The 22,153-nt window shown below is 38.8% G+C and carries 18 protein-coding genes; 10 read left to right on the top strand and 8 right to left on the bottom strand.

Going from position 1 to position 22,153, the window contains the following annotated elements; genetic code table 11:
- The first annotated feature begins 41 nt into the window (after positions 1-41).
- The 3 genes from arsC to KCTC52924_RS18105 all read left to right on the top strand — a co-directional run bounded on the left by arsC (position 42) and on the right by KCTC52924_RS18105 (position 3,564).
- The gene (gene arsC, locus KCTC52924_RS18095; RefSeq protein WP_251807771.1) at positions 42-383 is read left to right on the top strand and encodes an arsenate reductase (glutaredoxin); all 342 of its coding nucleotides are present in this window, start codon (positions 42-44) and stop codon (positions 381-383) included.
- A gap of 177 nt (positions 384-560) precedes the next feature.
- Positions 561-1,052 (top strand): hypothetical protein, encoded by a 492-nt coding sequence (locus KCTC52924_RS18100; RefSeq protein WP_251807772.1) that lies wholly within the window; start codon positions 561-563, stop codon positions 1,050-1,052.
- A 1-nt stretch (position 1,053) separates the two neighbouring features.
- The gene (locus tag KCTC52924_RS18105; RefSeq protein ID WP_251807773.1) at positions 1,054-3,564 is read left to right on the top strand and encodes a TonB-dependent receptor domain-containing protein; all 2,511 of its coding nucleotides are present in this window, start codon (positions 1,054-1,056) and stop codon (positions 3,562-3,564) included.
- Positions 3,565-3,849: 285 nt separating this feature from the next.
- Here the strand turns inward: KCTC52924_RS18105 and KCTC52924_RS18110 are convergent, their stop codons facing one another.
- The 6 genes from KCTC52924_RS18110 to KCTC52924_RS18135 form a co-directional block, all read right to left on the bottom strand.
- On the bottom strand, positions 3,850-4,023 hold the full coding sequence (locus tag KCTC52924_RS18110) for a hypothetical protein (RefSeq protein ID WP_251807774.1): 174 nt from the start codon (positions 4,021-4,023) through the stop codon (positions 3,850-3,852).
- Between the two features lie 184 nt (positions 4,024-4,207).
- A complete protein-coding gene (locus KCTC52924_RS18115; protein ID WP_251807775.1) occupies positions 4,208-5,380 on the bottom strand; it encodes a flavohemoglobin expression-modulating QEGLA motif protein in 1,173 nt (390 codons plus the stop codon).
- A 40-nt stretch (positions 5,381-5,420) separates the two neighbouring features.
- Positions 5,421-6,713, bottom strand: coding sequence for a dicarboxylate/amino acid:cation symporter (locus tag KCTC52924_RS18120; RefSeq protein ID WP_251807776.1), 1,293 nt, complete (start codon positions 6,711-6,713; stop codon positions 5,421-5,423).
- A 118-nt stretch (positions 6,714-6,831) separates the two neighbouring features.
- The gene (locus KCTC52924_RS18125; RefSeq protein WP_251807777.1) at positions 6,832-8,139 is read right to left on the bottom strand and encodes a dicarboxylate/amino acid:cation symporter; all 1,308 of its coding nucleotides are present in this window, start codon (positions 8,137-8,139) and stop codon (positions 6,832-6,834) included.
- Positions 8,140-8,203: 64 nt separating this feature from the next.
- Positions 8,204-9,268, bottom strand: a complete 1,065-nt coding sequence (aroC, locus tag KCTC52924_RS18130; protein WP_251807778.1) for a chorismate synthase — start codon at positions 9,266-9,268, stop codon at positions 8,204-8,206.
- 186 nt (positions 9,269-9,454) lie between these two features.
- Positions 9,455-12,355 carry an FAD-binding and (Fe-S)-binding domain-containing protein gene (locus KCTC52924_RS18135; protein ID WP_251807779.1) on the bottom strand — a complete coding sequence of 967 codons (2,901 nt, stop codon included), beginning with the start codon at positions 12,353-12,355 and terminating at the stop codon, positions 9,455-9,457.
- Between the two features lie 104 nt (positions 12,356-12,459).
- On the opposite strand from KCTC52924_RS18135, the gene KCTC52924_RS18140 reads away from it, so the two are divergent.
- Complete coding sequence (locus KCTC52924_RS18140) at positions 12,460-12,969, top strand: hypothetical protein (RefSeq protein WP_251807780.1); 510 nt, start codon at positions 12,460-12,462, stop codon at positions 12,967-12,969.
- Between the two features lie 109 nt (positions 12,970-13,078).
- Complete coding sequence (locus KCTC52924_RS18145) at positions 13,079-14,209, top strand: TlpA disulfide reductase family protein (RefSeq protein ID WP_251807781.1); 1,131 nt, start codon at positions 13,079-13,081, stop codon at positions 14,207-14,209.
- Positions 14,210-14,277: 68 nt separating this feature from the next.
- Here the strand turns inward: KCTC52924_RS18145 and KCTC52924_RS18150 are convergent, their stop codons facing one another.
- Positions 14,278-14,928 carry a rhomboid family intramembrane serine protease gene (locus KCTC52924_RS18150; protein ID WP_251807782.1) on the bottom strand — a complete coding sequence of 217 codons (651 nt, stop codon included), beginning with the start codon at positions 14,926-14,928 and terminating at the stop codon, positions 14,278-14,280.
- Positions 14,929-14,986: 58 nt separating this feature from the next.
- Here KCTC52924_RS18150 and KCTC52924_RS18155 point away from each other — a divergent pair, with 58 nt between their 5' ends.
- From KCTC52924_RS18155 to KCTC52924_RS18175, 5 genes are all read left to right on the top strand, one after another.
- The gene (locus KCTC52924_RS18155; RefSeq protein WP_251807783.1) at positions 14,987-15,874 is read left to right on the top strand and encodes a lysophospholipid acyltransferase family protein; all 888 of its coding nucleotides are present in this window, start codon (positions 14,987-14,989) and stop codon (positions 15,872-15,874) included.
- A 237-nt stretch (positions 15,875-16,111) separates the two neighbouring features.
- Positions 16,112-17,314: a gliding motility-associated C-terminal domain-containing protein gene (locus tag KCTC52924_RS18160; RefSeq protein WP_251807784.1), complete on the top strand. Its 1,203-nt coding sequence runs from the start codon at positions 16,112-16,114 to the stop codon at positions 17,312-17,314.
- A gap of 25 nt (positions 17,315-17,339) precedes the next feature.
- Positions 17,340-18,269, top strand: coding sequence for a type IX secretion system membrane protein PorP/SprF (locus KCTC52924_RS18165; RefSeq protein ID WP_251807785.1), 930 nt, complete (start codon positions 17,340-17,342; stop codon positions 18,267-18,269).
- Positions 18,270-18,279: 10 nt separating this feature from the next.
- Positions 18,280-20,202 carry an OmpA family protein gene (locus tag KCTC52924_RS18170; RefSeq protein ID WP_251807786.1) on the top strand — a complete coding sequence of 641 codons (1,923 nt, stop codon included), beginning with the start codon at positions 18,280-18,282 and terminating at the stop codon, positions 20,200-20,202.
- 157 nt (positions 20,203-20,359) lie between these two features.
- On the top strand, positions 20,360-21,355 hold the full coding sequence (locus tag KCTC52924_RS18175) for a sterol desaturase family protein (RefSeq protein ID WP_251807787.1): 996 nt from the start codon (positions 20,360-20,362) through the stop codon (positions 21,353-21,355).
- Here KCTC52924_RS18175 and KCTC52924_RS18180 read toward each other — a convergent pair.
- A complete protein-coding gene (locus tag KCTC52924_RS18180; protein ID WP_251807788.1) occupies positions 21,345-22,133 on the bottom strand; it encodes an endonuclease/exonuclease/phosphatase family protein in 789 nt (262 codons plus the stop codon). The genes KCTC52924_RS18175 and KCTC52924_RS18180 overlap by 11 nt on opposite strands.
- Positions 22,134-22,153: the final 20 nt, after the last annotated feature.

Below are 22,153 nucleotides of genomic sequence, written 5' to 3' on the forward strand. Positions count from 1 at the left end.
ACAACCAGCAATTACTATTGAATTTTTAAATCCGATTAACGATGATCAAAATTTACCACAATCCCCGATGCAGCAAATCCAGACAAGGACTTGCTATTTTAACCGAATCGGGGAAGGAATTTGAGATTGTAAAGTATCTCGAGGACATTCCAACCAAAAAGGAGCTGAAAGATATAGTGAAAATACTTGGAATTTCACCAATACAACTAATCCGTACAAACGAGACCATTTGGAAGGAAAAGTATAAAGGTAAAAACCTTACGGATGACGAATTACTACTGGCAATGGTAGAAAATCCTAAATTATTAGAGCGTCCTATCGTAATCTATAAGAACAAAGGGGTAATAGGACGTCCCCCAGAAAAAATAATGGAGCTGTTCTAACCTAATCCATTCTTTACCTATTAGCTAAATTTCGGAAGTGAAACTACCTCCTTGACCTTGAGGTAAATTCAGCTTTAATGTTCTATGATAATTGGGGCAGACCCAATTTAACAAACATTTAACCCTTATCGGTTAAACCTTCATTTAATTTTGGAATCCCATTAAGCAGTAAACATTATGAAAACAAACAAAAAATTATTTTTAAGCATTTTATTGGTGCTTTTATCATTTCCTATTTTAAATGCCCAATACGGTTACGGTAATGGATACGGCAATGGTTACGGTAATGGCTACGGATATGGAAGACAACGAAATAGTATTCCACAAGCCGTTGAAACACCCAAGGAACCGGAAAAACTAACTGCAGAACAGATTGTGGATGCAGAGATGCCGGAGATTTCGGAAAAGCTAGGCCTTAATGCATTTGAAGAAGCGGTATTGTCATCAACCTTAAAAAAGTACTTACAAGAGCGTATAGAGATGCAAATATTGAAATTGCCACCTGAAAAAATGAAGGAAGGCTATGAAAAAATAACTCTAAAACAAGATGAGGAATTAAAGGCAGGTCTTCCCTTGGAAAAGTACGAGGCATTTGTAAGCCTTCAGGAGAACGGATTTAAGAAAGTGAAAGATAAAAAGAAGCGCAAAAAGAAAAAAAAGAAAGACTAATATGAGAAAACTAATTCCAGTAACATTGTTGCTGTTAACATTGACCGCTTATTCCCAAAGTCCCCAGAATCAACAAGAACCTGTTAAAATTACTGGGACAGTTTTGGATCAAGAAACCAAGGAGCCATTGGAATATGCCACCTTGGTCCTACAAAGCATTAGCAATCCAGACAAAGTAACTGGTGGTATTACAGACGGCACAGGGAAATTTGAAGTAGAGGCAGCACCGGGTAATTACCATCTTAGTGTAGAATATATCTCCTACAAATCATATAAAATTGATAATTATACTTTAAAGGGCCCATCAGACCTAGGGGTCATTAATCTAAGTTTAGATGTTGCCCAATTGGCAGAAGTAGAGGTCGTTGGACAACGTACTACCGTTGAATTGCGGTTGGATAAAAAAGTGTATAATGTTGGATCGGACCTAACGGTAAAAGGAGGTTCCGTTACCGATGTACTAAGCAATGTTCCTTCAGTTTCAGTGGATGTTGAAGGAAATATTAGTTTGCGTGGGAACGAAAGTGTACGGATCCTAATCAATGGAAAACCATCTGCTTTATCAGGATTAAGTCCAGAGGCACTTCAACAATTACCTTCGGATGCCATTGAAAAAGTAGAGGTAATTACCAACCCTTCTGCACGGTACGATGCCGAAGGTACAGCAGGGATTTTGAACATTATCCTAAAACAAAGCAAAACAGCCGGACTCAATGGTTCTGTAAATGTATATGCTGGACACCCCGATAATTACGGAGGGTCTTTAAGTCTAAATCTAAGAAGGGATAATTTCAATATCTTCACCAATACCACCTATCGTTACCGCAGTGGTCCCGGAAATGCCTTATTCAATCAAGAGAACTTTGATGCCAATGGCAATACACTAAGCTTTCAGGACGAGATAAGGGATTATCAGAGACAGGATAAAAGCTTTAATACCAATGTTGGATTCGAATTATTTTTGGACAAAACCAGCAGCATCACCAATTCGTTTGTATTTGGTAAATCGAATGGAGAAAATACGGTGGATGTAGATTTTTTCAACTTCGACGCCAATAAGAACCCCACTATACGAAGAAACAGATTTACATGGGAGGATGAATTTGAGGAAGAAGTAAAATACTCCCTTAATTATCAAAAGAAATTTAATGAAGATGGTCACCAACTTACTTTTGACTACCAGTATTCTAAAGGAATGGATGATGAAAATTCCCTTATAAAAGAAGTAATACTAGGGGATAATATAGATTTAGATACCGAAAAGACCATTGATGCCCAAACGCAAATATCGCAATTGGTTCAAATGGATTATGTACTACCCTTTGGAAAGGATAACCAATCCCAGTTTGAAATTGGTTATCGAGGAACTTTCAACAATAACAATACCGATTTTGATTTTGGTCTACAGCAGCAAGATGGTAGCTTTACCAGCGATCCCAACTTCAGCAATGAATTAAATTATAAGGAATACGTAAATGCCGCCTATACCCAATTGGGAACCAAGTTCAATAAATTTAGTATTCTTGGAGGATTGCGAATGGAAGCTTCCGACATAGGAATAGAGTTGATCAATACCAACGAAATCACCAATAAAGATTATGTAAATTGGTTCCCATCAGTGTTTTTAGGGTATGAATTTTCTGAAACTGAACAATTTACATTGAGCTACAGTAAAAGGCTAAGAAGACCTTGGTCTAGGTTTATTAACCCCTTCCCTTCTAGGTCCAGTAACACCAATCTATTTCAAGGGAATCCAGATCTAGATCCTACTTTTACCGATGCTTATGATCTAGGGTATTTAAAACGATGGAGCAATATGTCCTTTACCACTTCAGGATATTATAATAGGTCCACTGGTGTTTTTCAATTTGTTGCTAGAGAAACAGGAGATTTCGTATCTATAGATAACCCAGATGATCCCAATAATCCAATTGTAGTACCAGTTCAAGTGAGAAGTCCTATTAATTTAGCGACTGAAGAACGTTACGGAATGGAATTTACCACTACCTATACCCCTAAGAGAAATTGGAGGTTGTCCTTGAACTTAAATGCCTTTCAAAAAAATTTAGAAGGTGATTATACCTATGTAAACACAAACAACGAAACCATAGTGCAGAATTTTGATGCCAGTGATTTCTCGTGGTTCACAAGGTTCAGCGCTAAATTACCATTGCCAGGAAAGATCGATTTTCAGACCAACTTCTTTTATATGGGCCCCTCCAAAGATGCACAGAGCACTAGAGAAGGGATGTTAAGCTCCGATCTGGCGTTGAGTAAGGATATATTAAAGGATAAAGCCTCAATATCATTAAATGTGAGCGATATCTTCAATACCAGAAAACGTACGAGTGAAACTAGGACCGCTAATGTATTGACCTATAGCGAGTTTCAGTGGAGGGAGAGACAAATTACACTCTCCTTTCAATACCGATTTAATCAACCTCAGAGTCAGAAAGGAAAAAATGGACAAGGTCGTAATGGCGGAGGGGAAGATATGGATTTTGAAGGCTAATAGTTTATACCCCTATCAATTTTCATAAAAGAATAATGAAACCTGTCAAGTTTAAACTGGGCAGGTTTTTTTTATTAAAAATAATGAAGGTGGTGTCAATTAACACCGGGCTTTAGCCGAAAACGTTAGTATTTTTATTATGGCAGAATCCAGTTTGTAGTCTTTTATCTTTCCCCATGATTTATCACGGGAAATTCAAGTCAAAATCCTCAAACTACCCGATAGGGGAACAACAAAAAAAGGGAACCAATTGGTTCCCTTTTAAATCTTTATAATCAAAATATGTTATTCTTCCCGCTTTGCTTTCTTTGCGTCGCGTTTTTCTTTTAAAGCTTCAAGGATGGAACCTCCAATCCAGTAAGGCACTACAAAGGTCAACAAGAAAATCATCAACCAAAAACCGATGAGCAAGATGGTTGTAAAAGCTAAAAACCCTAAATATTGGTCAAATTCGAACATGATTGATATGTGTTTTGATGTAACTGTGCAAAGATATTAAAAACTATATAATTATCCCAAAAGTGGTCAACAATAATTTATGATAAATTTAATAAGAATTATTAATGGTAACTTTTCTTTCCCTATTCACTATACTACTAACAGGCGCTTTAGCTCCAACTTCGATTAAAATGAATTTATAGCCCTATTTTAAATTATCCAAAATAAAATCTAATTTCTTATCAGTATTCCTATTTTCCTTAAAGGCAGCATTAAAATGGGTAATGGGTTGCGATAGGCCCATCTCCTTCCACCTCAAAATGGAATCTTCCTCCTCCAAGGATACTTTTCCGGTTAACAAGGAATCCATGGACACTCCATTCTTATAACGTTTATAAATTTTTCTCAATCCGCTTAAATACAGTCTGTCTTTTGTAAATCCTCCACCCCGGTGCACCCGCATTGTAATGGTAAAAGCTTGGTTCCGATCTAGTTTGTACTGCCCGTGAAGCATATCAAAAGTATCAGAAAAACTAAAGCCCTTAATTAAACTATCAGAAGCTAGCACCCTATAAGCCAATTCTTTTAACCTCTTTAAGGTAAGCGCCCCTCCCATATACTCGCTAAAAACAGCCAAGCCCTCCTGAGTCTCCACATTTTTGGGAAATCCGTTCGAAAAAACTTTTAATGGTTGCAATAGTCCGTTATAAGTGGTTACCAAATGCACTCCAATCTCATGATGGGCCAAGGTAAGCAACTGGTTCTTGCTAAAACTGGCATTTTTTTTAATTAAAAGAGACTGTGTATTATTGCTCACCATGGCATCAGCAGCTATACTTGTAGAATAAGTGACATTTAAAGGGAATGTATACTGTTTTGCATATTCCTCAAAATAGTGCTTTGCATCTTCAGGGGAATATTTTTTATCAAACTCATTTACCATGGATTCCTCTTTAAAATGGAGGATAAACCGTGCATTCTGAACATCTATATCCGTTGGTGTCCCATAGACCCTAAGGGAATTGTAATAAAATTTTCTTCCCAATCCAATGGTTTCAATACATTGGATCATATTGGCATAATAGTAAATTACTTCCTGATAGAATTTCCGTATTTGAGTGTCCTGAATCTGATCTAATCGCTGGGAAAAAAGTAATCGGTGCAATTCATACGGATCAAATTGCAGTTTTTTATACTTAAAAATGGGGGCATCAATATATTTGGAAGCAAAAAATCGCTGTTTCTCCTTTTCAATATTCAGTGGATTTAGATAGGTAAGAAGCTCTATTTTCTTTACCAATCGGTCTAAATTCGCGTCAATTTCAAATATATGTGGATACTGTAGCATCATCTGTATTTGTATTTCTTCCTTTAACATTATTCCAACTATTAATTATTAAACCAAATTACTTTTTCTGTTATTTCGGCATATCGTGTAGTTTTCCTACCGACTTTGCAACCACCATGGCCACCATTGCATCTCCGGTAACGTTTACTACTGTTCTTGCCATATCCAATGGTCTGTCTACCGCGAAGATCAACGCTAAGCCAACAGCCAACTTATCGCTGGGAAATCCAATGGATTCCAGAACAATGACCAACATCACCATTCCTGCTCCTGGTACTGCAGCCGATCCTATAGAGGCCAATAAGGCGGTGAGCACTATGATCAATTGGTCTGTAATCTCCAAATGATGCCCCAAGGTTTGGGAAATAAAAACTGCGGCTACTCCCTGATAAAGACTAGTCCCATCCATATTTATAGTTGCCCCTACAGGAAGGACAAAACTGGAAACTTCCTTGTCCACTCCAAGGTGATTTTCTACCCTATCCATGGTTACTGGTAGGGTTGCTGCACTAGAACTTGTAGAAAACCCCAAAAGTTGTGCAGGACTTATTGCTTTTAAAAACCAGATCGGATTTTTTCCGGCTACCACTAGTAAAACCACACAATAAAAAAGGATCATAAGAAAGAGTCCTAAAAGCACCACGCCTGCATACTTCAACAATGCCAGCAATAAATCTGGATCTCCAGAGCTTACCACCACATTGGCCAAGAGCGCAAAAACTGCCAAGGGTGCGGTCATCATGATTAGATCCACCATTTTTAAGACGGCATCATTCAAGGAATCAAAAAAAGCTTTTAAGGGTTTCGCCTGAGCCTCTCCTATCAGCAACATGGATACCCCTAGAAAAATAGAGAAAAATATCACTTGAAGCATCAATCTATTATCGCTCATAGCGCTAAAAGCGTTATCGGGCACCATATCTACCAAGAACTGTAGGGGACCTGAGTCTTTTTGCAGGGACGCTTCGGCTATTTTGGCCTGCACCCCCTGCCCAGCAGCATAATCATTGGTAATCCTAGCTATGGTCTCTGGTGAGATTCCTTTCCCTGGGGAAAAGATATTAACCAGCACCAAACCAATAACAATCGCTATTATCGTGGTCAGTATAAATAGTGTGATGGAACGCAGACCAATACTTTTAAACTTGGCGATGTCCTTTAAATCTGAGATTCCTTTTATTATGGAAGCTAAAATTAAAGGAATGGCAATCAGTTTTAAAAGATTGATAAAGATAATTCCAAAGGGGTTGATCCAATTTTGAATAAACATCTTACCCCCGGATACCCATAACATTACCAACCCAAAAAGCAACCCTAAAAGCATCCCTATAAGGATTTGCCAGTGTAAGGCAGGTTTTTTCATAATTACAAAATAAGATTGCACTAATTTATAGGAACAATCCTTCGAAATTACAAACCTTTGAAAATAATTTGTTGCTGATTAATTTCCTTTATTACACCCTAGAAAGTAAAAATTAGGATTACTTTCTCATTTTGTATTCGTCGTCCCAATTTTTAACCTTGGGGTCCCCTAATTTGCCTAGAGATTTTGCGACCACCATAGAAACGGCGGCATCTCCGGTAACGTTAACAACGGTCCTACACATATCCAACGGTCGGTCTACGGCAAATATCAATGCCAATCCGGCCTCGGGGATACCCGCTTGCGCCAACACTATCACTAACATAACCATCCCGGCCCCAGGAACTGCTGCACTGCCTATAGAGGCCAATGTTGCTGTGACAATAATTCCCAATTGAACTCCAAAACTTAGATCCATTCCAAAGGCCTGAGCTATAAAAACGGCAGCAACTGCTTGGTACAGACTTGTACCATCCATGTTTATAGTAGCCCCAATAGGTAATACAAAACTGGTCACTTCTTCCTCCACGCCCAAATGCTCTTCAACACGTTCCATTGTTACGGGCAAAGTTGCTGCACTAGAACTGGTAGAAAACGCCAATAATTGTGCTGGGGATATCCCCGATATAAAAAACGAGGGGCTGCGTTTGGTTACCAAATAAACGATCAAAATATACACCCCTATCATTAGTATAAGACCACTAAGAACACAAACTGCATACCATGCCAATGCCTTAAAGAGGTCTAAACTGGGCGATTCTACTACCAAAGCAGCCAAAAGGGCGAATACTCCGTAGGGAGCTGCCAACATAATTAGATCGATTAATTTTAAGATAACCTCATTAAATCCATCAAAGAATTTCTTTACCGGGGCGGCCTTTTCTTCTGGTATCAGTATCAGTCCAATCCCGAAAAATATAGCGAAAAATATGACCTGTAACATATTGCCGTTATCGCTTGCCGCATTAAAGATATTGTTAGGCACCAAATCTTCTAATGCCTTTAAGGGTCCGGCTTCTTTTTGTTTATTTGCCTGTTGGATCCTAGAGTCGGCATCCCCCTTATAATTTTCTACCAACTCATTTCTGGTCTCCTCACTGATCGACGCTCCAGGTTTAATAATATTAACTATTGTTAGACCTATAGAAACGGCTATTACCGTGGTAAGAATATATATACCAATAGTTCTACCGCCCATTTTGGACAATTTGGAGATATCCTTTAAATCGGAAACACCTTTGATTAAGGAGCCTAGAATTAAAGGAACTGCAATTAGCTTTAAGGAGCTGATGAAAATATTACCAAAAGGTTTAATCCAGTCCGATACTATTTTAGGACCCCATTCAAATTGAACCAACGCCAAGGCTAAAAATACTCCGCCCAGCATTCCTAATAAAATTTGCCAATGCAACTCCAATTTCTTCATAAAAAAACTGATTTAGGCCGGTAAGATACTATTTTGAGATGCAACGCGCCAAAAAAATAAGTAGTTATAATGTAATGGTCCGGTTCAGCAGCTTAAAATCTGCCATTACCAAGGCAGCCATGGCTTCCACGATAGGTACAGCCCTTGGAACTACACAGGGATCATGCCTCCCTTTGCCTTGCGTGCTCACCTTGTTACCCTCTTTATCTATAGTATCGTAAGCTTGGATAACCGTAGCTACCGGCTTAAAAGCAATATTAAAGTAAATATCCATGCCGTTACTTATACCTCCCTGAATACCTCCACTATAATTGGTCTGAGTGGTCCCATCCGTATTAAATTTATCGTTATGCTCGCTACCTTTCATTTTTACGCCTTCAAAACCACTGCCATACTCAAAACCTTTTACGGCATTAATAGACAACATAGCCTTCCCCAATTCGGCATGCAACTTATCAAAAACAGGTTCTCCCAAGCCAATCGGGACATTTTGGATGACACAGGTAATTATGCCACCTACGGTATCTCCCTGCTTTTTTATTTGCTTTATATACTCCTCCATCCTTGCCGCTGTTTCCTGATCTGGGCAGCGTACTGGGTTGGACTCTATCAACGTAAAATCTAATTCCTGATAATTTTTATCCAGTTTTAAATTTCCTACTTGGGAAACGAAGGCATTAATTTTCATATCGCCCAAGAATTGTTTGGCAATGGCCCCTGCCACTACCCTACTGGCCGTTTCGCGGGCAGAGCTTCTTCCCCCTCCACGGTAATCCCGAAATCCATACTTTTGGTCGTACACATAATCGGCGTGCGAAGGGCGATAGGAGTCCTTTATATGGGAGTAGTCATTCGATTTCTGATTGGTATTATGAATGGCAAAACCTATGGGTGTTCCCGTAGTTTTTCCTTCAAAGAGTCCAGAATAAAACGCTACGGTATCTGGTTCCTTCCGTTGGGTTACTATGGCCGACTGTCCAGGTTTACGTCTATTTAAATCTTCTTGAATAGCATCTAAATCCAATGTTATGCCTGCGGGACAACCATCTAATACGCCGCCTATGGCCACGCCATGCGATTCTCCAAAAGTGGTCAATTTAAAAAGGGTACCAAAAGTATTTCCTGCCATATCCTGTGTAAAGTAATAGGTTCGTATTGCTTATAAACCCTATCGGGCTTAAGCAACCAAAGGTAAATCTTAAAAAAGAGATAGAAAAATGGAAGAGCTCCTTATTGTTGCCAAAAAAGCAGTTTCTTACACTTAATAATAAAATTCCAAAAAACTGTTGTACCCTAAGCAAGCATAAGCCCCAATCTAATTGATTAAGGCCTCCTTTAAAATACTAATAGGGTGCAATGCCTTTCTATTGGTACCGTCATAAATCTGGTGCCTACAACTAGTGCCGTTGGCAGCAATGATTACCTCCTCGGCGGTTTTACGTACGGCAGGGAACAATTTTAACTCCCCTACCTGCATACTCACCTCATAATGTTCTTTTTCGTAGCCAAAAGATCCGGCCATTCCACAACAACCAGAATTAATTATAGAAACATTATAATTTTTTGGCAGATTAAGAATATCAAAAGTCACCTTCTGGTTGGAAATTGATTTTTGATGACAGTGATTATGAATTTTAACCGTCCTCTCCTCTGACGTAAAGGAAGCGGAAGTCAAGACGCCAGCTTTAATCTCTTTGGACAAAAATTCTTCAATTAGGTATGCATTTTTGGCGATGTTCTCCATCTTTTTCTTATCCATCCCAAATCGCTTGTACTCGTCCCTAAACGTAAGAATGGCAGAAGGTTCCAATCCAAGGACAGGAAGCCCCCTTTCGGAAAATTCCATTAACTTCTCCACATTTTTTATGGCCAGGATTTTTGCCTGTTTTAAGAATCCTTTTGAAATAAAGGTACGTCCACTTTCTGCATAAAAAAGTTCTACCTCATACCCCAACCTTGTCAGGACCTCAATAGCATCCTTTCCTAATTCCACGTCTAAAAATTGGGTGAATTCATCTATATAAAGAACAACCTTGGATTTAGTAACACTACTGGCCTCTTTTGCCGTGTTTAGCACGCTGTCAAAATCTACTTTGTACACCTTTGGCAAGTTCCTCTCGGGAGCCACTCCCACCGATTTTTTAAGCAATCCTCCCAAAAATTTGGAATCGTAGATTGCATTCGTAAAACCTGCCATCTTACTCCCCAATCTATTTAGGGCGGTATTATAGGCAAAAAGTTTTGCTCGTAGCGGGTATCCATTTTCTTCCTGATACTGATAGAGAAATTCCGCTTTCAAGGTAGCCACGTCCACATTACTAGGGCATTCGCTAGAACAGGCCTTACAGCTTAAGCAAAGGTCAAACACCTCCTTAAGTTCCTTATTGTCGAATTTATTTGTTTTGTCTGAAGAGGTCAAGAATTCGCGCAGGGCATTCGCACGTGCACGAGTGGTGTCCTTTTCATTCTTTGTCGCATGATAACTTGGACACATGGCTCCTGACATATGATGTGTCTTTCTACAATCGCCACTCCCATTACATTTTTCTGCAGCCTTCAGGATTCCCTCACTATCTGAGAAATCCAACAACGTCTTTATTTCCGGTTCTTTCCGGTCTATTTCATAACGCAAGGATTGATCCATGGGATAGGCATCCACAATTTTACCAGGATTGAATAAATTTTGGGGGTCAAAATAACTTTTCACGCGTTTTAGTAGCTCATAATTCTTTTCCCCGATCATTAGGGGTATAAACTCTGCCCTTACAATTCCATCGCCATGTTCCCCACTAAAAGACCCTTTGTATTTCTTGGTAAGTTTTGCCACGTCAGTGGTAATAGCCCTAAATAGAGCTACATCAGTAGATTTTTTTAGATTAAGGATAGGTCTTAGATGCAGCTCTCCTGCACCGGCATGAGCGTAGTATACCGCTTCCTGGTCATATTCCTTCATTATTTGGGAAAACTCCCCAATAAAATCCTTAAGGTCTTCCACGGCTACGGCAGTATCTTCAATACAGGCCACAGCTTTACGATCCCCCACTATATTTCCCAACAATCCCAAGCCCGCCTTTCTTAATTCTACGGCCTTGTTAATATCATCATATTTAAGTATTGGATGAGCGTAGCTTAGTCCGGATAATTTTACGGTGTTCAACAACTGTTGTAGTTGATTTTCCAAATCCTCCTCGGTATCCGATTTCACCTCCAACATTAACAGTGCGGTGGGGTCCCCATCCACAAAAAACCGGTTTTCCAATTGGGTACGGTTGTTTTTGGTACAATCCAAAATAACCTTGTCCATCATCTCACAGGTATGAAGGCTATGTGCCATTAGTGGCGCCACATCACTTAAGCAGTCTTCCAAAGACTTGTAATGGGTAACCACCATTGCGGAAAGCTTAGGGGGCATGTCATCCAATTGCAGTACGATCTCGGTGGTAAATGCCAAGGTACCTTCGCTCCCACTTAATAATTTACAAAGATTTAATCCCTCATCTCCCATGCCAAACACACTACTCTTAAGTAGCTCATCAACAGCATAGCCAGTATTTCTTCTATGAATTTGAGGTTTGGGGAATTCCGATAGAATTTCTTCTTGTGTTTCCTTATTTATAAGTTCTTTATGAATGTTCCGATAAATATCGCCCTCAAAGGTTTCTAGGGACATTTTTCCTAAAAATTGGTTTTGGGACAGGCTGCTGAATTGGACCTTGCTCCCATCGGAAAGAAAAGTATTCATAGAAACCACCTTATCACGGGTTACCCCATACTGTATAGAAGTGGTTCCCGAGGAGTTATTACCTACCATACCCCCTATCATACATCGGTTAGAGGTAGAGGTATTGGGTCCAAAAAATAGGCCGAAAGGCGCTAAATATTGATTTAATTCATCACGGATTACCCCTGGTTGAACAGTAACTTGTTTTTTATCTGTATCTAAGGAAAGTATTTCGGTAAAGTGTTTAGAAACATCTACCACTATGCCCTCACCTACACACTGACCTGCTAATGAGGTGCCTGCAGTCCTGGGAATGAGGCCTATAGTGTTTTCCTTCGCAAATAAAATTAATTTCTTAATATCGGCCTCGCTTTTGGGATAGGCAACGGCCATTGGGATTTTCCTATAAACCGAAGCATCGGTTGCGTATAAGGTGGTTGTTAATTTATCCACAAACAACTCACCATCTAAATGATCTTTTAAATAATTTAGCATATTTTTATCCAACTCAAACAATTTTGGGCACTAAATTAAGTTATTATTGTTTGAGCTTAACCATGAATTTTTCATTTTTAACTATATCTAAAATTAGAACCCCTATGAAAATCGTTAAATTATTCGCTTTGTTACTGTGTTGTTCTTGGTACTCCGTTAGCGCCCAAGAAATTTCAGATCATTCCATTGGTCTTCGCTTGGGGGACAGCGATGGTTTTGGCGCTGAGATTTCCTATCAAAAATCCTTATTTCAATACAACAGATTGGAAGCTAACCTTGGCTGGCGAGACAGTCGGTATTTTGACGCCTTTAAATTATCCGGACTTTATCAGTGGATCTTTCCTATAGATGACAATTTCAATTGGTACTACGGTGCTGGTGGCGGATTGGGCAGTGTAGATTTTGCTTCTGTTCCGGATAACAACAATAACCAACGTACTCCAGATGGCGGCCTATTTATATTTGCTGCCGGAGATATTGGGGTGGAATACAATTTTGATTTCCCCTTATTGCTCTCTTTGGACTTTAGACCAGAGATAGGTTTGGTGGGCTACAAAAATTTCTCAAATAACTTTGATTTCGATATTGCCCTAGGCGTACGTTACCAATTCTAAGGTGCTTACCTCTATTCAACTAATAAAGCCTTGAGCCTTCTTGGACTGCTTTTGGCTTTTTTTATTTACCATATATAAGTACATTTGCGCCAATTAAAACAACATAACAATGAAGAAATTAATTTTATCCCTTTCCGTAATCATCGGATTGGTTGCGTGCAACAACAAACCAGAAGGCTATGTCCTAAACGGTACATTGACTGGCGACATTGAGGACGGTACGCAAGTATTTATACGTAAGATCAACGAGAGCAATCAGCCCTACGATATTGATACTACTACCGTTGTAGACGGTAAATTTAGTATTAAGGGTACTGCAGCTTCCCCAGATTTGATCTATGTATTTGTAGACCAAGTTCAGGGATATACCCCACTTGTAGCCGAAAATGGTACCATAGAGCTAACCGCTCAAAAGGACAGCCTAAATTTCGCCAAGGTAACGGGAACTGTCCAGAACGATGTATTCTTTAAATATTTGGACAATTCCAGATCGCTATCCGATAAAGCGATGTCTATACAGAAAGATCTTCAGGAGGCAAGCATGACAGGAAATGAAGCCACTGTAAATTCGCTTAAAGACGAGTTTGCCGAATTGCAAGAAGAGTACAAAAACTTTGAATTACAGTTTATAAAGGACAACCCCAACGGACTTATCTCTGCTCTTTTAATAGATAAAGTATTAAATAGTAGAATAGTGGAGAGTGCAGAGGCCCAAGAAATGTACGATGCACTAACACCAGAAATAAAAGAAACAGTAACTGGTAAAAAAATAGCTGCTAGCTTAACTGCAGCGAAAGAACGGGAAGAAAAAGGAAAATCTACTTCCATTGGTGCTATAGCTCCTGATTTTTCAGGTCCTACTCCAAATGGTGGCAAGATCTCCCTAAAAGAAGCTATGGGAAAAGTAACCATAATCGACTTTTGGGCTGCTTGGTGCAAGCCATGTAGGGTAGAAAATCCTAACGTAGTAAATGTATACAACAAATACCACGAGAAGGGATTGAATATCATTGGCGTTTCTTTGGATCGGAAGGAAGAAGATTGGAAAAAGGCCATTGCCGATGACAACCTAACCTGGAACCATATCTCAAGTTTGGATTATTTTGACGATGCCATTGCCAAATTATACAATGTTGATGCTATTCCCGCTACTTTTATCTTGGATGAAAACGGAGTGATCATCGCAAAAAACTTACGGGGCCCTGCCTTGGAAGAGAAAATTTCTGAATTACTTAATTAAGATTAAGTCAAGTTTACATAAAGAGGTCTACCACTACTGTAAAAAGTATTGATAGACCTCTTTTTATATTACAATTTACCCAATTTACCGAGTATAAAAAGAATGATAATGGGTACTGCAAGTAAAAGTACCATCCAAGTATCGGTAACTAGGAGGTCTGGTTTAAATAACAATGTAGTAACGTACCCACCAATTGCGCCCCCAAAATGTGCGGTATGGCCAATATTACCCAATCTGGTTTTCATTCCGTATATGGAATAGAATAAATATAATATCCCTAATACGTAGGCTGGCAAGGGAATGGGAATAAACATAATTCCCAATCGCATTCCCGGTTCCAATAAAATAGCAGCATAAAGTACACCTGTTACCGCCCCACTTGCACCAACAGCACTATAATGCGGTTCTTTTTTATGGAAAAACATAGCCAAAAGGCTCCCTGCTACAAGACTTATAAAATATAATATCAAAAATTTTCCAGGCCCAAACCAGTTGATGACCACATCTGAGAAGAAATAGAGCGTAAACATATTAAAGAAAAGGTGGGAGAAATCTACATGCAAAAACCCTGAGGTAACCATTCTGTCTTTCTGCCCTGTCTGTATTGCACCAACACCAAATTTATAACGTTCAAAAAAATAGGTGTCATTAAAGCCTTTTAAGGAGGCAATTACATTGACCGCCATTATGGCAATAGTAGCTAAATGGATGTTATTCATATTTAAATGGATTATCTTTGACGCCAAATATAATTATATTTAGCCTAATCCTCTTTGCATGCAGCTTCTTGTTTACGTCTTGGTATATCCTTTTTTATGGCTTATCTCTATTTTACCCTATAGATTATTCTATGCTTTTTCCGATTTTATATTTTTTCTGGTCTACCATCTAGTGGGATATCGTAAGGATATCGTATTATCTAATTTAAACCTCGTTTTTCCCGATAAGCGCAAAGACGAATTATTGCGAATAAGGAAATCCTTTTATCATCATATGTGTGATATGTTCTTAGAAATGGTGAAGACAATGGCCCTCTCCAAAGAAAAAGTGAAACAACGATATCGCATTACCAATTTAGAAGTGCTTCAAGAAATTTTGAAGGACAAAAGTATTTTGATCGTTTGCTCCCATTATGCCAATTGGGAGTGGAATGTTAGTATCAATAATTATGTAGACGCCAAGGGATATGCTGTATATCAAAAAATTGGCAATCCTTATTTTGACCGCATGGTGAAAAGGATAAGGGCAAAATGGAACACGACCCCTATTACTACCAACGAAACTCCAAAAACTGTAGTTTCCAATGCGCGTAAGGGAATAACTGCAGTATATGGGATGGTAAGTGACCAATCGCCACAAGTCCAAAGGGCGCACTATTGGAGCGATTTTATGGGTGTAAAAGTTCCTATCTACAATGGTGCGGAAGCTTTGGCTCGTAAATTGGATCTTGCGGTAGTTTTTCTAAAAGTCACCAAGATTAAAAGAGGGTATTACGCCGCAGAATTTATTCCCATAACCGTCTCGGGAAAGGAAACCGAAAAAAATGAGATTACTGAAAAATTCTTAAGACTAACTGAACAACAGATTAGGGAAAAGCCGGATTATTACCTATGGACACATAGAAGATGGAAACACCGAGATAAAGCTCCTAAGGAATTACAATAAATTCTTATAATTCACTTATTTCCACTACTCCCATCACCATTCACTCCTTGATAAAAACAGCTGAAGCCGGTATCATCTTTTGCCATTTATAGCGTTTTAATTAAATATTTTGTTTTTTTCTGCGTTATAGAACAAGATTTATTTAAAAAAATGGAATTTTGTTATTCAATTAAGACCAGAAATTTTTATTTTCTTTTTTGTCTGCTATTTGCCTTAACAACTCATGCTAATAGTACCATGGTACCCAAAGCTGTTTCCAAGGTAAACAAGACAGTTGATCTCCTTAAGGAGGACTTTACAGAGAGAATAGGGAGGTATGGTGACCCATTGCCTCCTACAACAAAGAACAGCTCTCAAGAGTTCTGTGCTTTAAATAGGCCTACCCTACACTCCATTCAAATAAATGAATCCAATGTTATTTGGTATCACCAAGAGACCAATGGTAATCCATTGGATCCAAGCAGTCTTCTGGAAGAAAATACCACTTACTATGCAGCACAAATAATAGCAAATGATGAGAGTCCTGGACGATTGGCCATCTCCGTTTTATTAGGTGTTCCTTCGTCACCTACAACCAACGATACTGTTCAAGTTTTTTCAACTTCCGAAAATCCTACCATTGGGGATATAAAAGTAACTGAAACAAACATTATTTGGTACGATGCACCGGTAGAAGGAAAACTACTGCATTTTGATACCCCTTTAGAAAATGGTATAAAGTATTTTGCTTCCCAAGTGATCAATAATTGTGAAAGTGTGGACAGATTGCCGGTTAAAATAGCCCTAATTGAGCCGTCGGATATTACAATTACCAAAACGGTGAACAACAAGCGACCCATCATTGGGGAAAAAGTGATTTTGACCATAACCGTACAAAACGATGGAACATCCGTCTTTAACGATATTGTAATTAATGAACAATTAGGCCGTGGGTTTACATACATTAACGCAAAAACCACCAACGGGAGTTTTAATCCATCCGACCGAGTTTGGACTCTTTCATCGCTTCCATCCTTGGAAACTGCAGTACTATATATAGAGGTAGAGGCAACACCCAATGGGGATTATAGCAGTATTTCTACTATAGAGAGCGCTTTTCCCAAGGACAAAAATTTGCAGAACAACAGTGCGGAAATAACTTTGGAACCATCGTGCATCACGATTTATAATGAATTTACACCTAATGATGATGGAGATAACGACTATTTTAGGATAGACTGTATAGAAACTTTCCCAGAATCGGTCCTCCAGATTTTTAACAGGTATGGCGCTTTGGTCTATCATAAAAAAGGCTACCAAAATGATTGGCGCGGCTTTGCCAATGTAAGCGGAAGTTTGGGCAAAGGATCCCCATTACCAACAGGAACCTACTTTTACAGCCTAAAAACCAATGGTTTAAGCGAAAACAAAACTGGTTGGTTATTTTTAAGAAAGGAATAATGGGGCACATACTTTAAACTAATCAATGAAGATTATTCGAAAATGTTATATAGGAATCATTGTACTGTTTTTTCTCTTTGGAGGAGGAAGGCTGATGGCGCAGCAATTGCCGCAATATACCCAGTATATGTATAATACCACCACTATAAATCCTGCATACGTCAATGAAAATAACCGGATGGATGCCACTTTGAGTTACCGGGCACAATGGATAGGGATTGAGGGCGCTCCTGAAACAAAGGCACTTACCGTTTCGGGAATTATCAATAATAGAATTGGCTTGGGGCTTAACATATATAAGGACAACATTGGCCCATCGACAGAATTTAACGCAAATGCCATTTTCTCGTACTACTTAAACCTCAGCAAAAAAATAAAAATGTCGTTGGGCATCAATGCAGGTGTCAATTTTTTGGAGATGGATTATTCCAAAGGCAGTTATTATGATGAGGACGATATTCTTTTTAGTTATGACGATTATTTCAATGTCCTTCCCGCTATAGGCGCTGGAGTTTTTGTATTCAGCGAGAATTGGTATGTCGGATTTTCCGTTCCCAGCATATTACTAAAACAATCCAATGTTGTAAGTGATAAAAATCTAATAACCAGGGATCATCATTTCTATTTTATAGGGGGTTATGTAGTGGATATTTCCGCCGCCCTAAAATTAAAGCCCTCCGTATTAGTCAAGCTCATAGATAATGCCCCTCTAACCATAGACACCTCCCTAAACGTGCTATTTCTGAATAAATTCACCTTAGGCGCCTCCCATAGGCTTAAGGACAGCTATAGTGCCTTGGCAGGATTTCAAATATCAAGAAACCTTTTTATGGGCTATTCCTATGATTATAATATATCTGATATAGGAGATTACAATCAAGGTTCCCACGAAATAATCATTAAGTACCTAGTGCCAAGGTGGGAACCAAACGCCCGCTCACCCAGATTTTTCTAAGTATAGACTTATGAAACTACTCCTTTCCATATTCGCGTTGTTTCTATGTAATGTCCATTGGGCACAGTATTCTAGATCGGAAGCCAACGAGCATTTTCAAAATTTAAATTTTAAGGAAGCCATAACAATTTACCACCATCTGGAATCGGAAAAAAAAAGATCACGACCCTTATTTGTAGAACGTTTGGCAGAAAGTTATTTTAATATAAATGACTATACCAATGCAAAAATTTGGTATCAAAAACTCTATGAACTTAAAGATAAAAGAGTGGGTGAAGCAATCTTTATTAAGTACGTACAAAGCCTAAAAGCTGGACAGGAATATGAGGCGGCCAATAGTTTGATAAAGGAATACTATGACTATGACCAGCAAAAATTAGCAACTATATTAGAGCAGGAAAAGTATTTGGATAGCCTTATGGCGCAAAACCCTGGATATCAAATTTCCAACATGGAAATTAACTCTCCCTTTTCAGACTTTGCCCCAATGTACTACAAGGATGCCCTTGTATTCTCCTCCAGCCGAACTCCTATGTTATCCGAAGACGCTATGTATTCATGGAACAACCAACCGTATCTTTCCATTCTTACGGCCAAGAGGGACAAATCTACCGGGGAACTAAGTGATGTGCAGAAATTCCATAACAATATTCAATCTTCCTTTCACGAAGGAACTCTCACCTACTCGTCCGATTTTAAGACCGTTTATTTTACCCAAAATTACATCAATAATCACTCCTTAGTCGTAAATCCAAAAGGGTTCTCCAATATGCAGATATTAAGAGGAGAGGTGGTGGGAGATTCAATTGTGCACCTCAAAGCCTTAAAGTTTAATAATCCCAAATATTCTTATGGACATCCCTATTTAACCAAGGATGGAAAACGACTCTTTTTTGTCTCCGATATGTTCGGAGGTTTTGGGGAAACGGATATCTATTATGTGGATATTGATAAGGATGGGGACCTAGGACCTGCCGTGAACCTCGGTCCTACCATAAATACTGCAGGAAGGGAAATGTTTCCTTATACTTCTGGACAGTACTTGTATTTTGCCTCGGACAGTCATTTTGGACTTGGGGGACTGGATATTTTTAAATCAGAAATTGAGCCTGCTAACAGCTATGGCATTCCCAAAAACATGGGATCTCCCATCAATAGCAATATGGATGATTTCGCCCTGATTATAAATGACCAGAATAATTCTGGCTATTTTTCTTCCAATAGGGTCAATGGCAAAGGAGATGACGATATATATCGATTCTTAGAAATAGCCGAAATGATGCCGTATAAGGGCAATATTATAAACGAAATTACCAAAGCACCGCTCCCAAATGTTATAGTAAAGGTCTATGACCAAGCAAATAAATTAATTACAGAAACCTTCACAGACGAAGAAGGTAATTTTGAAGCATTGATATCCCCTACTCTCAATCATATATTTGCCTTTTTAAAACCAGAATATAAGCAAGAACTTAAGACCGTTAATAATGCTGATACACCTGAGCTTTACAAAGACCTAAACAACATAGAATTGACCCCTTTTTCGAGCTTTGTTACCAATGAGGGTGGTGTAGAAAAGGTAAGGATTAATCCTATATTTTTTAATTTGAACCGCTACAACATCACTTATAAGGCGGCAAAGGAATTGGACAAAATAGTGAGCTTTATGAACGCCTTTCCAAGCGTAAAAATAAAGATTGAAGCCCATACCGATTCTAGGGCATCAACAGCAATTAATATGGAATTGTCTAATAATAGGGCCACTTCCACCCAAAATTACCTTATTGAAAAGGGTATTAATGCGTCACGAATTGTGAGTGCTAAAGGATATGGGGAATCCCGACTGATTAACGAATGTGCCAATGGCATTCCCTGCAGTAATGGGCAACATTTGGCCAATAGACGTTGTAATTTTATAATTATAAGCAAGTAACCAATTAGAAATGAATATTTTACTTATTCCATAACAAAATAACACAAAAAGAACAATTCATGGCAGCATATACGCAGCGGTAGAGTTGTTCCCAATCAGAATATTCTTTAATTTTTATTATTAAATTATACCCTAATTAATAATCTAGGTATTTAAAATGGACATACTAAAAACCTTTATAGAAGAACTTATTGGATTTCTTGGCGTTGGAAATGCTTGGGAATTATTGCAGTCTGGAGATTTCAGTGTGTTTACTACCTATGATGGTGTGGTATCCCTAATCTATCCTATTATTCCCTTACTACTGATTTTGGAGTTTATCCTTGGCCTAGTCTATAAAAAACCAAATACCAAGGTCTACAAAGTGAATTTTCTCATTTATGTTTGCAACCGGTTTATTGGGCGTTTTATAGCCTTAGCTATGGTTACCTTGATTATTGGATGGCTTCAACCTTTTGCTCTGTTCCAAACCAAAATGACCTGGTACTGGTTTATATATGGGTATATCGTTTGGGAATTCGGACACTTTCTATACCATTATTGGGGACACAAGGTTAGGCTATTCTGGTGCTTGCATTCTACCCACCATGCCCCTGAGCAAATGAACCTATCCGTGACCCATGCCCATTTTTTTCTGGAGGCACCCTATGCCGATGCCATAAGGACCACCGTCTGTATTTTAATGGGAGTAGAACCGGTATTACTATTCTTGATCATGTTTATTGATGGAACGTATGGCGCCTTTATACATGTGGGTGAAAATATGATGAAAGATGGAAAGATGGGTTTTTTGAACAAGATTATTCTTACTCCGTCCCATCATAGGGTACATCATGCACGAAATCCGTTGTATATGGATACCAATTTTTGTAATTTACTGAATATCTGGGACAAGGTTTTTGGGACTTATCAGGAGGAACAGGATGATCTCGTCATTGAATATGGTATTACCCGAAAAATGAATTCTGGGAACTTTTTCGATGTTTATTTTGGGGAGTTTATCGCTTTATTCCATGATATTAGAAAAGCTCCAGGTATTATAAATAAATGCAAATATCTTTTTATGCCACCCGGTTGGAGTCATACTGGGGAGCACCAGACTGCAAAATTGGTACGTGGCTCTTATTTACAGCAACAACTGACTAAGGAGTAAATACCAAAGTAGCCATCACCACACAGTGATCCGTGGCATAGTTTTCGCAAAGCACCCTATAATCTGTTACCTTCCATTTTTGAGGCATATTATACAGTATATGGTCTATATTTATTCTTGGGTCGTCTGAAGGCCAAGTTGGTAAATAGGCATTGGGTATATTTGGTTTGGTAAATTCTCCCAACAACAATTTTATGGATTCATCTTTTGGTTCGGCGTTTAGGTCTCCGGTGAGAATAGTAGGATATGGGGAATCTTTAAGTCTTTCCACTAAAGCTTTTGCTTGTAGTACCCGATCTGAATTATCCTTTAAATGATCCAAGTGGGTGGCCACAAACTGTATGGTGTTACCATTTTTTGTTTTTACTTTAACGATCAATGCCGCACGGGGTTCGGAATCTGGCAAATGGGGCAACGCAAAATTCTCGGTTTCCACAAAACTATATTGGGATAAGACTCCTTCGCCATATTCCCCACCATCATAATACATAGCACGTGCAAAAAGAGAGGCCATTTTGGTCCTATACCCTAGTTCCGTTGGCAGATCGTATTCCCTAGCACGCTTCGTTTTAAAATCTACCTCCTGTAAGGCTACTAAATGGGGTTGGTAACTATTGATCACCCCAGCAAGAGTATCTAGGTTAAAATCGTTTTTAACCGTTGCGCCGTGAAGAATATTAAAGCTCATTATTCTAAGGGTATCCGTTTGGGCATTTGCTTGGGTAGTTGGCCAGAGCATGGCTCCTACAAAAAATAGTTTTATCCAAGGTAGTTTCATTTTAGAATTTTTAAATTATG

Origin of the sequence: Arenibacter antarcticus, assembly GCF_041320605.1 — a bacterium.
Taxonomy (GTDB): Bacteria; Bacteroidota; Bacteroidia; order Flavobacteriales; family Flavobacteriaceae; genus Arenibacter; species Arenibacter antarcticus.